Annotated in this window: 14 protein-coding genes; 5 read left to right on the top strand and 9 right to left on the bottom strand. The window is 75.4% G+C overall.

Going from position 1 to position 12468, the window contains the following annotated elements:
• The first annotated feature begins 8 nt into the window (after positions 1-8).
• Entirely contained in the window at positions 9-467 is a 459-nt protein-coding gene (locus E4P41_RS05565; protein ID WP_135139932.1) for a PGPGW domain-containing protein, read from the top strand.
• 75 nt (positions 468-542) lie between these two features.
• Here E4P41_RS05565 and E4P41_RS05560 read toward each other — a convergent pair whose 3' ends face one another.
• Positions 543-803, bottom strand: coding sequence for a hypothetical protein (locus E4P41_RS05560; protein ID WP_135139931.1), 261 nt, complete (start codon positions 801-803; stop codon positions 543-545).
• Positions 804-918: 115 nt separating this feature from the next.
• Here E4P41_RS05560 and E4P41_RS05555 point away from each other — a divergent pair, with 115 nt between their 5' ends.
• Positions 919-1434, top strand: a complete 516-nt coding sequence (locus E4P41_RS05555; RefSeq protein ID WP_135139930.1) for a DUF6328 family protein — start codon at positions 919-921, stop codon at positions 1432-1434.
• Between the two features lie 19 nt (positions 1435-1453).
• Here E4P41_RS05555 and E4P41_RS05550 read toward each other — a convergent pair whose 3' ends face one another.
• Positions 1454-2206 (bottom strand): 2-phosphosulfolactate phosphatase, encoded by a 753-nt coding sequence (locus tag E4P41_RS05550; RefSeq protein ID WP_209307557.1) that lies wholly within the window; start codon positions 2204-2206, stop codon positions 1454-1456.
• Between the two features lie 143 nt (positions 2207-2349).
• On the opposite strand from E4P41_RS05550, the gene E4P41_RS05545 reads away from it, so the two are divergent.
• Both E4P41_RS05545 and E4P41_RS23050 read left to right on the top strand, forming a co-directional pair.
• Complete coding sequence (locus tag E4P41_RS05545; protein ID WP_135139928.1) at positions 2350-3792, top strand: glycosyltransferase family 39 protein; 1443 nt, start codon at positions 2350-2352, stop codon at positions 3790-3792.
• A gap of 48 nt (positions 3793-3840) precedes the next feature.
• The gene (locus tag E4P41_RS23050; protein WP_245177132.1) at positions 3841-4011 is read left to right on the top strand and encodes a hypothetical protein; all 171 of its coding nucleotides are present in this window, start codon (positions 3841-3843) and stop codon (positions 4009-4011) included.
• A gap of 253 nt (positions 4012-4264) precedes the next feature.
• Here E4P41_RS23050 and E4P41_RS05535 read toward each other — a convergent pair whose 3' ends face one another.
• The 7 genes from E4P41_RS05535 to E4P41_RS05505 all read right to left on the bottom strand — a co-directional run bounded on the left by E4P41_RS05535 (position 4265) and on the right by E4P41_RS05505 (position 11660).
• Complete coding sequence (locus tag E4P41_RS05535) at positions 4265-5476, bottom strand: HNH endonuclease signature motif containing protein (RefSeq protein ID WP_135139927.1); 1212 nt, start codon at positions 5474-5476, stop codon at positions 4265-4267.
• Positions 5477-5618: 142 nt separating this feature from the next.
• Positions 5619-6281 (bottom strand): glycosyltransferase, encoded by a 663-nt coding sequence (locus E4P41_RS05530; protein ID WP_135139926.1) that lies wholly within the window; start codon positions 6279-6281, stop codon positions 5619-5621.
• Positions 6278-7132: an NAD(P)-dependent oxidoreductase gene (locus tag E4P41_RS05525; protein ID WP_135139925.1), complete on the bottom strand. Its 855-nt coding sequence runs from the start codon at positions 7130-7132 to the stop codon at positions 6278-6280. Before E4P41_RS05525 ends, E4P41_RS05530 begins: the two co-directional genes overlap by 4 nt.
• The gene (locus E4P41_RS05520) at positions 7129-7917 is read right to left on the bottom strand and encodes an aldolase/citrate lyase family protein (RefSeq protein ID WP_245177131.1); all 789 of its coding nucleotides are present in this window, start codon (positions 7915-7917) and stop codon (positions 7129-7131) included. The genes E4P41_RS05525 and E4P41_RS05520 overlap by 4 nt, the downstream gene beginning before the upstream one ends.
• A 58-nt stretch (positions 7918-7975) precedes the next feature.
• Positions 7976-9040 carry an ABC transporter ATP-binding protein gene (locus tag E4P41_RS05515; protein WP_135139923.1) on the bottom strand — a complete coding sequence of 355 codons (1065 nt, stop codon included), beginning with the start codon at positions 9038-9040 and terminating at the stop codon, positions 7976-7978.
• Positions 9037-10662, bottom strand: coding sequence for an iron ABC transporter permease (locus E4P41_RS05510; RefSeq protein WP_245177130.1), 1626 nt, complete (start codon positions 10660-10662; stop codon positions 9037-9039). The genes E4P41_RS05515 and E4P41_RS05510 overlap by 4 nt, the downstream gene beginning before the upstream one ends.
• 8 nt (positions 10663-10670) lie before the next feature.
• On the bottom strand, positions 10671-11660 hold the full coding sequence (locus E4P41_RS05505; RefSeq protein ID WP_167760935.1) for an iron ABC transporter substrate-binding protein: 990 nt from the start codon (positions 11658-11660) through the stop codon (positions 10671-10673).
• A 217-nt stretch (positions 11661-11877) separates the two neighbouring features.
• Here E4P41_RS05505 and E4P41_RS05500 point away from each other — a divergent pair, with 217 nt between their 5' ends.
• Positions 11878-12327 carry a GNAT family N-acetyltransferase gene (locus E4P41_RS05500; RefSeq protein WP_135139921.1) on the top strand — a complete coding sequence of 150 codons (450 nt, stop codon included), beginning with the start codon at positions 11878-11880 and terminating at the stop codon, positions 12325-12327.
• Positions 12328-12468 lie beyond the last annotated feature (141 nt).

Below are 12468 nucleotides of genomic sequence, written 5' to 3'. Positions count from 1 at the left end.
GAGTTCCGTTGACCCGCTCCCTCGATGCGCAGGACACGCACGCCGGCGGCGCCACCCGGTGTCCCGACTGCTCGGACGGGTTGGGCAAGCCGCGTCCGGTCGAGCCGGGCTCGTGGCGGGACCGCGTCCGGCACAAGCCGGGGCTCGCCACCGCCTACCGGGTGGCGGTGTTCTTCGCCGGGCTGCTCTTCGTCCTGTTGGGCCTCGCGCTCACCGTGCTGCCCGGGCCGCTCACCATCCCGCCGATCCTGGTGGGGTTGTGGGTGTGGTCGACGGAGTTCGAGTGGGCACGACGGTTCTTCGTGGCGTTCCGCCGCAAGGCCCGGGACGCGTGGCAGCACGCCAAGCAGCACCCGGTGAGCTCGGCGGCGGTGACCGTGGGCGGGCTGGCGGCGGCCGGGGTCGTCTTCTGGGCGGTCGGCCACTACGAGCTGGTCGACCGCGCGCTCGCCGTCGTCCGGGGCTGACCGACGCGCCGGGGCACGGCGGGACCGTCGCAGCAGCGCGGTCCGCCGGGCCCTGGCATGTCCGTGGTGCGGGGCTCAGCGGCCCTCGCGCGAGACCTCTGCCGGGTCCGGGGTACGGAACGGTGGCGGGTCGGCGTGCTGCACACCCCCGTCCGCTGCCGGTCGGGCGTCCTCCTCGTCCGCTGCCGGCCGGGCGTCCTCCTCGAGCCGCTCGGGCTCCTCACCGCCGACGCCGAATCCGTCGGCGGGTGGCGGGGCGCCCGCGCCCGGGTCGGCCGCCGGGATCCCGTCGTCCTCCCTGCCGAGGTTGGGTTCCATGGGGGCCCACATCGACATCTCGTCCTCCTGACCGCCTGAACGGGGTGACCGGGCTGCGCATACCCACCGCTCCGCCGTGGCACCATCCCGGCCGAGGTGAACGGCGGGTGAACGCAGACGGGCGGTGAGAACCATGACGGACGTGCGGAGTCCGCAGCGGCGCGATGACTCGCCGGAGGAGAGCCGCAAGGAGCGGATCGACCGGGAGCTCATGGAGTTGCTCAACGAGCTGCGGGTCGCGCTGCCTGGCGTGCAGTTCCTGTTCGCGTTCCTGCTGATCGTGCCGTTCCAGCAGCGGGGCGCCGAGCTCAACGACTTCCAGCGCGACGTCTACTTCGTCACGCTGATCGCCGTCGCCGTCGCGACCGGCCTGCTCATCGCACCGGCCGCCCAGCACCGGGTGCTGTTCCGCCAGCGCGACAAGGAGGCCCTCCTGCGGCGCAGCAACCGGTCGGCGTTCGCCGGGCTGGTCGTGCTGGCCATTGCGATCGTGTCGGCCGTGCTGCTGGTGACCGACGTCCTCTTCGACCTCACCGCGGCGTGGGTCACCGCCGCCGCCGTCGCCGCCTTCCTGGCCTGGTGGTGGATCGCCGTCCCGTTCTGGAAGCGTGCGCACAACCGCACCGACGACCCGGACGACGAGCGCTGAGGCTGCGGCGTGGCCCGGTTCAGCCGGCGGCCCGGAACGCCCGGTTCCGCAGCAGCGGCACGACCGGGCTGACGTCCACCTCCACGGCGACCTCGACGTCGCCGGCGAACCCGCCGGCCGCGAGTTCCAGCCCCGAGGCGCACCGGTGGACCGTGTCGGGCACCGAGGCCGTAGCCCGGAACGCCGCGGCGGCTGCCTCGGCCTCCGGGGAGAGCGATGCGTCGCCGCGCTCCTGCACTGCGGCGAGGACCGCTCCGGCACCGAGGAGATCCTCGAGGGCCGGCCGCAGCGAGCCGTCGGGCCAGCGCTCGCCGGCGGCGACCACGGTCACCGGCGCCCGGGTCGTGCCGTACGCCGGGTGCAGCCAGTCAGCGACGGCGCAGGCGTTGCGCAGGCAGGCGGCGACCACGACGCCCGCTGCGGCTGCCGCGACCGCGGAGCCGTTGGGCGACGGCAGGACCAGCCGGGCGGGGACGGGTGCCGCGCGCAGCGCCGCGGGCGACAGGGACCACGGGTGCTCGCCGGTCACCTCGCGACGGCCGACGGCGAGGACCGCGTCCTCCTCTCGCGCCAGCGCCTGCGCACGGGCGTCGCGCCACGCAGCCGGGTAGACGGCTCCTCCGCGGTCGACCACGACCGACACCGACGTGCTGAAGGACAGCACGTCGACGACCACGAGTACGCCGAGGCGGGAGTCGGCACGCGCGGCTCCCGTGGGGCCCCAGTCGAAGCGGACGCCGTACCCCTGCTGTCCCCACGGATCCACCGGCACGGCTCCAGCCTCTCCCGTCGCGCCGTGGCCGGCTCTCCCGCTGCCCGCGCTCCGGCCCGAACCTCCGCCCATCCGGCCGGCGACGGTACGGCGCGCGACGGACCTGAGCGGCGGTCGAGAAAGGGTGGCCTAACCTGCAGGGCGTGAGCACCACGGCGGAACGGGCTTCCGCACCGCCGCAGCCGGTCGACGCGCGGCCGGACATCCGCTGGTCGGCGCTCGAGCTGCTCCCGCCGCTCGCCGTCGTCCTCCTCGGCACGGTGCTCCTGCTCCCCGGTCACGGGCTGTGGTTCGACGAGCTGTTCACCGCCGAGGTGGGACGCCGGCCGTACGGGGAGATCCTCGCCGCGATCGTCGAGGGCCGCGGGACGACGAGCTACCTGGTCGACGTCCCGCCCTCGTACAACGCGCCCTACTACTTCGTGGTGCACACGTGGATGTCGCTGCCGGGGCTCGGCGGTGACACCTCGCTGCGGGTGCTGTCCCTGCTGGCCACCGCCGGCGGGCTGGCACTGGTGACCCGGGCGGTGACCCGGCTGGCGACGCGGGCGGCCGGGGTGCTGGCGGGGGTGGTGGTGGCCGCGAACCCGCTGCTGCTCGAGCAGGCGGTGGAGGCGCGGCCCTACGGGCTGGCCGTGCTGGCGACCGGTGCCGCGCTGCTCGGGCTGGTGCGGTGGCTGCAGGGTGCGCCGCGCGGGCTGCTGCTGTTCGGGGTGGCCGGGGCGGGGATGGGCCTGGCCCACTGGTACGCCGTGACCGCGCTGGCCGCGTTCGTCGTGGCGGCGCTGGTGCTGCGGGGGCTGCGGGCGGTGCCCGTGGCGCTCACCGGCGCGGCGGCGGCTCTCCCGGCCGTGGGACTGGTCGGAGTGAACCTGCTGAACGGCACCGGCGCGCGCAACGCCGCGCACCTGCGCGACACGGGGGGCACGCTGGCCGACCTCGCCGTCGAGGCGTGGTCCGGCGGGCGGACGCCGCTGCTCTACCTGACCGTCGGGCTGGCCGTGCTCGGTGCAGTGCGCGGGGCCGGGGTGCGGGTGGTCGGCACCTGCTGGGCGCTCGTACCGCTGGTTCTGCTGCTGCTCGCCGAACTCGTACGACCGGTGTTCCTCCCCCGCTACCTGCTGGTCGGCCTGTTGGGGCTGGGCGTGCTGGCGGCGATCGGTGCCCTGACCGTGCCATGGGGTGCCCGGGCGCCGGTCGCCGGGCTGCTGGTGGCCTGCTCGCTGCTGGCCGCCGCGCCGCTGTTCGATCGGGAGCCGCGGGAGCGCGCCGACGAGGTGGTCGCGCTGCTGGCGGAGCGCCACCGTCCCGGCGAGCCCATCGTGGCCGCGGACCAGCGGTCGGCGACCGGGCTGGACCACTACGTCCGGACGACGGCCCCACGACTGCGGCCGGACGTCGTCCTGCCGCCGGACGACGCCCCGGCGGCGGCCGACCGGGTGTGGCTGGTCCGCCGGGTGATCCGCGGCGAGGTGGTGTCCACCGACGACGACGCGATCCTCGAGGAGGCCGGGCTGCGGGTCACCGCCGGATACGAGTTCCCCGCCGGCAAGACCAACCTGCTCGTCCAGGTCTGGGAGCGCTGAGGCGACGCTGCAGGATGGCGCCATGCCTTCGTTCAGGTCCGGACCGCCGTGACCGCCGACGTCGACGGGCTCATCGATCTCTGGCGCGACGCGGCCGAGAACGCCGGCCGCCCCTTGGACACCCGTGCAGCCGCCGGGGCACTGATCGGTCGTGACCCCGACGCACTGACCGTGGCCGAGGACGAGGGAGTCCTCGTCGGGTCGGTGATCGCCGGATGAGATGGTCGGCGCGCCCACCTCTACCGGTTGGCCGTGCGCCCCGACCGGCGGCGTCAGGGGATCGGCAGCGCCCTGCTCGCGGCCGCGGAGGAGCGGCCGAAGACACTCGGTGCCCAGCGGATCGACGCGATGGTGCTCGACGAGAACGACCTGGACGGCGAATCTGGGCGGCCAGCGGCTACCGCCGACAGGACGAGTGGTCGCGGTGGGTCAAGCCCGTTTGACGTCTCCCGTGCGCACCCGCGCGGCAGCCTCAGGCTGCTACGTCGAGGCGGGGGCCGATGAGGATCTCGGTGCCGTCAGGTCGCCAGGTGCGCCATCGGCCGTCGGGTCGTCGCTCGACCCGGAACCCGTGGTGCACCTTGGTGTGATGCCTCTCGCACAGCAGCGCGCTGTTGTCCAGGCTGGTCTCCCCACCCAACGCCCACTCCAACTGGTGGTGCACGTCGCACCACCAGGTCGGGGCGCCGCAGCCGGCGAACACGCACCCGCCGTCGCGGACCTCCGCCGCGCGTCGGATGTGGGCCGGGACCAGCCGCAGGCTGCGGCCGACGTCCAGCGGCAGCCCATCGGGCCCCATCACGATCCGGGTGACCTGCCCGTCGCACGCCACCCACCGGGCGCGGGCGGCCGAGATCTTCGCACCGAAGCCCATCGCGCCCGCCCCCGCGCCGGTGGCCGGGTCGACCATGTCGCCGATGCCGACCTTGACGATCACCTGCGGCTTGACGCTGCGCAGGATCGGCAGCTGACCGGAGGCGAGCTGGTTGTCGCACAGCTGGACGAGAGCGTCGGCCTGCTGCTGGGCGCGGGTACGCTCGTCGCCGGCGCAGCGGGCGGCCTGCACCACTGATTCCAGCGCCGTCTGCAGCTTCTCCCCACCGACGGCGTCCAGGTCGAAGCGGCCGGAGATCGACCCGTCGGCGTGCTTGGCGATGTTCAGCTGCCGGCCCTCGGTGGGGTCCGGCTCGGGTCCGTCGGCGTCGAGCCGGTCCAGGTAGTGGTGCACCGCCTTGGCGGTGTCCCCGTGCGGAGCCGTCGCAGCCACCCCGGTGAGCAGCTCGTCGACCACACCGAGGTCGACGTTCTGCTCCGCGGCCAGGGCCAGGGCCTTCGGCTCGGCGACCTGGGCGATGACTGCGGCCTGCCCGCCGGTGACCTCACCGGCGGCGAACGCGGCGGCCATGCCCGGCAGGTGCGACAGTGCTCGGCCGGCGCGCACGACCCGTGCGGCCTGGGCCTCCGACAGGTGCCCGTGCCCGCGCAGCCAGGAAGTCATGACCTCGAGCCCGTCGACCTCCGCGGCCCCGCTGACCTCGCACTCGCGCACGGTGCGGACGACCTCTGCGGCCAGTTTGTTCTGCGCCAGCAGCAGCGGCCGCAGCCGGTCCAGCAACGCCGGGCCGAACATCGACGCCAGATCGTCGGTGGCGAGGGTGTCCAGCGCGGTCAGCAGCTCGTCCACGACACCTCCTACTGACTCGAACTGGTGTACGAGCACCACCGCACCGGAGGGTGCCCCAGCAACGTGAACCCCCAGCTCAGCGCCTTGTCCACAGATGCGTACCGCTCTCGACCGAGGCCCTGAGCGGCCGGGCGAGCGGGCCCTACCGATGGCGCAGGGCCCAGCCCAGCGAGCGCACCGACTGACCCAGCCGGGCCCGGGCCGTCCACGCCGACCGCCCCTCGGCCCGGACGTCACGCGACACCGGCACGCTGGTCACCGGCCGGCGGGCCAGCCCCACGGCGAGCACCACGCTGGGGGCGTCGGTGGCCAGCACGGCCGAGCGCACGTGCGGGCCGAGAGCGAGGAAGGCCCCCGCGTCCGGCGGCAGCCCGGTCAGCCGCGCGGCGACGAGGCGGTGCAGGTCCCCCGTCGCCCGCCGCACCCTCGACTCGTACGCCCCGCGCCGCCCGGCGAACACTGCCTCCACGTCACCGGACGCCAGTCGGTCGAGCAGCAGCGGCACGGCCTCGGGCCGATCCTGCAGGTCGGCGTCCATGCACACCCAGACATCGGCGTCCGTCTCGTCGGCGAGCCCCTGCCGGAGGGCCGCGTGCTGCCCGCCGTTCACGGACAGCACCGTCACCTCGACCCGGAGGTCGGCGGCCAGCCGTAGCGCGACGTCCGCACTGCCGGCGGGACAGGCGTCGACCACCAGCCGCAGCCGCCAGTCCCGCCCGGCCAGCGCGGCATCCAGCCGCGACACCAGCGGGGACAGGGTCGTCGCGTTGCGGTACACGGGGACGACGACGGCGACCCGGCTCACGCCAGCGCAGCCCAGGTGCGGGCCAGCCCCTCGGCCAGGTCGACCGTCGGCCGCCATCCCAGCCGCGACGCCGCCAACGACGGGTCGCTGACCCAGCAGTCGGTGTCCCACTCTCGGCCCGGGTGCGCGCCGGCCGCAGTCGCGATCGGCCGGCCGGTCACCCGGGACGCGGTCGACACCAGTTCCTCGGTCGACGTCTGCAGGCCCGTGCCGATGTTGAGCACCTGCCCCGGCGGCAGGTCGTCGGCGAGCGCGGCGCGCACGCAGGCGTCCACCACGTCGCCGACCCACACCCAGTCCCGGCGGCTCACCTGCGCCGGCAGCGGGACGACGGCGCCGGTCCGGGCGGCGTCGAGCACGACCGGCACCAGCCGGGTCGGGTGGTCGCCGGGCCCGTACACCTGGAAGGCGCGCAGCACCGCCGACCGCACCCCGCGCTCGGCCGCGGCGGCCTGCAGCAGCAGCGAGCCGGCGGCCTTGGTCGCGCCGAAGAACCCGCGCGGCTGCAGCGCGGCGTCCTCGGCCAGCGGCACGGGAGCGGCGGCGTACTCGGTGGACGAGCCGAGCCGGACGACGGCGCGGCAGCGCGACGGCAGCGCGTCGACCAGCCACGGGCTGGTGTTGACGGCAATGGTGCCGGCCCGCTCGGCCGGGGTCGCCTTGCGCCGCGCGGCGGCCAGGGAGAAGACGACGTCCGGGTCGGCGGCCAGCACGACGGCGGAAGCAGCGGAGAAGTCGACCAGATCCACCGACGCTCGCGTCAGCGGGACGACGTCCCACCCGTCGCCGCGCAGCCGGGCGACCAGGTGCCGGCCGACGAACCCGCCGGCACCGGTGACCAGTGCCCTCACGCCGGCTGCGCCACCGGCAGTCCGCCGGTCACCGCGGCGACGAAGGCGGCGCGACGCTCTACCACCTCGACCTCGGTGGCGGTCGCCAGCCCGGTGAGCACGGCGAGCAGCCGGGGCACCTCGACGAACGGGTCGCGCCCGGCCATGTCGGCGGTGAAGGACCGCCGCAGGAAGGTGAAGTCGGTGCCGCAGCGGACCAGCTCCGCGGCGAGCAGCCAGGCCGGCACCGGGGAGCCGCCCTCGGGAAGGGTGAGCCCGCCGACGCCGAAGGGCCCCGGCACCACGGCGCGGACGGCGTCCACCGTGCCGTCGACCAGCGGTGTGAACAGCTCGCTGGAGCCGCGGTCGATGCGCAGGTCGTTGAGCCCGACGTACACCCGCGACAGCGGCCGGCGGGCCAGCTCGGCGGCGTGCGCCACGCCGTCCTGCGTCTCGACGAGGATGCCCAGCCCGCAGCGGCCGGCGACCAGGTCGAGGGTCCGGTCGACCTCCGCAGGCGTGCGCACCATCGGCAGCAGCAGCTCGTCGGCGCCGCGGGCGACGGCGTCGTCCACCTCGGCGGCGGTCCAGGGGCCGAAGCCGTTGAGCCGGCACACCAGCCGCCCGTCGGTGGCGGCGCGCATGCGGCTGAGGTCTGCGGGGGTGTCGTCGTTGATCTGGGTGCCCTCGCCGAGCTGGCGGCGGTGCTTGCCACGCCGCTCCCAGTCCACGACGATCCCGGCCGCGCCCGCGGCGACCACGTCGGCGCCCCAGCCGGGGTCGACCGTGAAGAGGAGAAGGTCCACGGCGGTGAGCTTAGGCACACCTAACCCAGCGCGGTGAGCCGGGCGGTCCGTGTCGTCGTCAGGCCGACACGTGGGCGGCCGGGGCGCCCTCGGCGGACGGGAACGGCAGGGCGGCGCCGAGGACGCCGACCGTCACGTCGTCCCCCGCCGCCGGCAGGTCCCAGCCCTCCAGCCGGGCACTGAAGGCGACTCCGGACGGCAGCTCGAGCCGCACCCGGGCGTCGTGGCCGAAGAAGTCGACGGCGCGCACGCGGGCCAGCGGCCCGCTCCCGCCCGCCCGGCCCAGCCGCAGCTGCTCGGGGCGCAGCAGCACCCGCGCCGGCCCGTCCGGGCAGGCGCGCTCGAGGTCGAGCACGCCGAGGGCCGAGTGCGCCCGGCCGGCCCGGACGTCGGCGTCGAGCACCACCGACTCGCCGACGAAGGTGGCGACGTCGAGGTCGTGCGGGCTGCGGTAGAGGGTGCGCGGATCGGCCAGCTGCACCAGCCGGCCGCCGCGTAGCACGGCCACCTGGTCGGCCATCGACAGCGCCTCGGCCTGGTCGTGGGTGACCAGCACGGCGGTCGCACCGGCCGCGGCGAGCGCGTCGGCGACCGCCTGCCGGGTCTCCTCCCGCAGCGAGGCGTCGAGCGAGGAGAACGGCTCGTCGAGCAGCACCAGGGACGGCGCCGGCGCCAGCGCACGGGCCAGCGCGACCCGCTGCTGCTGACCGCCGGAGAGCTGGTGCGGCGAGCGCTCGGCGAGCGCGGCGTCGAGGCCGACCAGGCGCAGCAGCTCGCGCACCCGGCCGGTGTCGCGGCGCTGCCGCCGGGGCAGGCCGAAGGCGACGTTGCCGGCCACCGACAGGTGCGGGAACAGCCCGCCTTCCTGCGGCACGAAGCCGATCCGGCGGCGCCGTGCGGCCACGCTCATGCCCGGGCCGGCCACCGCGCGCCCGCTCACCTCGACGGTGCCGCGGTCGGGGTCGTCGAAGCCGGCGACCAGCCGCAGCAGCGTCGTCTTGCCGCACCCGGAGGGGCCGAGCAGCGCGGTGAAGCTCCCCTCGGGCACGTGCAGGTCGACCCCGGTGAGGACCGGCGTGGCGCCGTAGGACTTCGTCACGTCCGTGACCGTCAGGGAGCTCATGGCAGAGGTCCTCGTCCCGTGCGTCGGGCGGTCACGGCGTCGAGCCCCCGGCGGGCGTCGCGGGAGAGCAGCACGGTGGCCGGCGCCGAGAGCAGCACCATGACCACCGCGTACGGGGCGGCGGCACCGTACTCCAGCGCGCTGCTGGCCGACCAGAAGGCGGTGGCCAGCGTCGTCGTGCCGGTCGGCGCCAGCAGCAGGGTGGCGGTCAGCTCGGTGACGACGGCGAGGAAGACCAGTGCGGCGCCCGCGCCGAGGCCGGGGGCGAGCAGCGGCAGCGTCACCCGCCGCACCCGGTCGAGGGCCGAGGAGCCGAGCGAGGCGGCGACGTCGTCGTAGAGCGGCGGCGCCTGCTCGACCGCGGCGCGGACGGGAACGATCGCCCGTGGCAGGAACAGGATCGCGTAGGCGGCCAGCAGCACCGGAACCGTCTGGTAGATCCACGGCGTCACCTCGATCGCCACGGTGACCAGCGCGAGGGCGATGACGATGGCCGGCACCGAGCTGCCCAGGTAGGTGCTGCGCTCCAGCAGTGTCGCCATCCGGCCCCGGGCACGGACGGCGAGCCAGCCGGTCGGCAGCGCCATGGCCGTGGTGACGGCGGCGGCGACGGCGGCCAGCCCGAGCGTCGTCCCGGTCGTCTCCAGCAGGGCGGACCGGTCCAGCGTGGTCGAGGAGCCGCGGACCATCCACAGCGCCAGGCTGCCCAGCGGCACGGCAAGCGAGAGCGCGACCAGCCCGGCCAGTGCCAGCAACGCCGGAGCTCCTCCAGCGCCCAGCCGCACCGGCCGCCCGGCGCGGGCCACCCCGGAACCCGTGCGTGCGTACCCGCGGCGGCCGCGCAGCCGGAGCTCGGCCAGGAGCAGCAGCAGGCACAGCAGGAGGAGGACGGCGGCCAGCGCCGTCGCGCCCGGCCCGTTGAAGGTCGCGCGGTACTGGTCGTAGATCGCGGTGGTGAAGGTCGGGTAGCGCAGCATCTGCAGCGCGCCGAACTCGGCCAGCACGTGCAGCGCGACGAGCAGGCCGCCGCCGAGCAGCGCCACCCGCAGCTGCGGCAGCTGCACCCGCCGGAACACCGCCCAGCCGGAGAGGCCGAGGCCGCGGGCGGTGTCCTCCAGCGCCGGGTCCAGGCCGCGGAAGGCGGCGACCACGGGCAGGTAGACGAACGGGAAGTAGGAGAGCGTGACGACCAGCAGGGCGCCGCCGTAGGTGTCCAGGCCGGGCAGCAGGGAGATCCAGGCGTAGCTGTTGACGAACGCGGGCACGGCCAGCGGCGCCACCAGCAGCACGTGCCAGACCCGCCGTCCGGGCAGTGCCGCACGCTCGACCAGCCAGGCCGCGCCGACGCCCAGGACGGCGCAGAGCGCCACCGTGCCGCCGACCAGCCGGCCGGTGTTCCACAGCAGCTCGCCGACCCGCGGGCGGAACACCAGCTCGCGGACCCCGCTCCAGCCGACGTCCACCATGGCGGCGAGGACGTAGGCCAGCGGCAGCAGCGCGAGCAGCGCCACCGCCGCGGCGAGCAGGAGGGTGACCGGGGGGCGCCGCGGGCCCGTGCGCGTGCGGAACCGGCCCGGGACGGCCGGCCGGGCCGTCGTCCCGGGCCCGGCGGCCGGCGACACGGGGACGGTCAGAGCAGCCCCACGTCCTGCATCAGCTCGGTGACCCGCTGCTGGTCGAGCTCGCCGGGGTCGACGTCCGGCGCCTGCAGCTCCTCGAGCGGCGGCAGCACCTCGGCGGAGGGGACGCCGGTGCCGACGGCGTACTCCAGCGCCGTGCTCTCGGCCAGCCGCCGCTGCGCCTCCGGACCGGTCAGGTAGGCGACGAGCCGCTGGGCCTCCTCCGGCTGGTCGCTGGAGGCCAGGACGCCGGCGCCGGAGACGCTGAGGAAGGCGCCCGGGTCCTGGTTGCGGAAGTAGTGCAGGCGGGCGTCGTCGCCGACCAGCCCGTTCTCGGCCTGGTCGCGGTACCAGTAGTAGTGGTACATGACGCCGACGTCGACCTCGCCCTCGTCGACGGCCTTCATCACCGCGGTGTTGCTCGGGTAGACGTTCGCGTTGCGCTCGAGCCCCTCGAGCCACGCACGGGTGGCTTCCTCACCGCGCAGCGCGAGGACGGCGGCCACGATGGCCTGGAAGTCCGCTCCCCCGGCAGCGATGCCGACCCGCCCCTCCCACCGCGGATCGGCGAGGTCGAGGATGGAGCCGGGCAGCTCCTCCTCCGGGATCTGCTCGGGGTTGTAGGCCAGCACCGTCGACCGCGCGGCGAAGCCGACCCAGTTGCCCGACTCGGGCCGGTACTGCTCCCCGACCTGCGCCAAGGTCTCCTCGTCGATCGGCGCCAGCAGCCCGGCCTCCTCCACGACCTCGATCGCCGGGCTGTTCTCGGTGAGGAAGACGTCGGCCGGCGAGGCCTCGCCCTCCTGCACGATCTGGTTGGCCAGCTCGGCGTCGTTGGCGTCGCGGAACTCCAGCGCGATGCCGGTCTCCTCGGTGAAGCCCTCGAGCATGGTGCGCACCAGGCTCTCGTGCTGGGCGCTGTAGACGGTCAGCGTCTCGGCGGCCTCCGCGTCGCCCGACCCGCAGCCGGCGAGCACGCCGGCCACCGTCAGGATGCACATCGCAGGAGCGGTGGTCCGCCCGAACCTGGTTCCTCCGAGCACGTGGCCCTCCTCGCCGACGCTTCCCGGGCCCCGTGCCCGGCGGTACTGCCCCGCCGGCGTCCTGCGTGTGGGTCGGCCACGCGGCAACGTCCGGAGATAGGCAAGGCACACCTAACCAGAAGGTGTACCACGGGTCGCAGTCGGGCGGGCCGGTCCGATCGGCTACAACACGTGCATGAGCACCACCGCGCTCCGCATGCGCACGGCCCGGTTCGCCGAGCTGACCGGCGCCGAGGTCTACGGGCTGTGCCGGCTGCGGGTGGACGTGTTCGTCGTCGAGCAGGACTGCCCCTACCCGGAGCTGGACGGCCGGGACGTCGAGCCGGCCACGGTGCACCTGTGGTTCGAGGACGACGACGCCGGGATCGCCGCGACCATCCGGGTGCTCGACGACGGCGACACCCGCGCGATCGGCCGGGTCGCCACCGCGGCCGCGCACCGCGGGCGGGGCCTGGCCGCGCGGCTGATCGTGGCGGGCATCGCGCTGTGCGACGGCGCCCCGATCACGCTGGGCGCACAGGCCCACCTGGAGGGCTGGTACGAGCGGTTCGGGTTCCGGCGCAGCGGACCCGGCTACGTCGAGGACGGCATCCCGCACGTCCCGATGCGCCGAGAGCCGGCCTGAGGGCGGGTGGGCGAGGACATGGCCGACACCCCCGAGCTCCTCGAGGAGGCAGCGGCGCGGCTGGAGGCCCTCGCCGACCGGACGACGCCCGGAGACTGGCGGGCCGGCGGGCTGCTGGCGACCCGACCCGAGGTGGTCGCC

Source organism: Geodermatophilus sp. DF01-2, assembly GCF_004571065.1.
In the GTDB taxonomy this organism is placed as follows: Bacteria; Actinomycetota; Actinomycetes; order Mycobacteriales; family Geodermatophilaceae; genus Geodermatophilus.
This window is presented reverse-complemented; position numbering and strand designations above follow the sequence as displayed.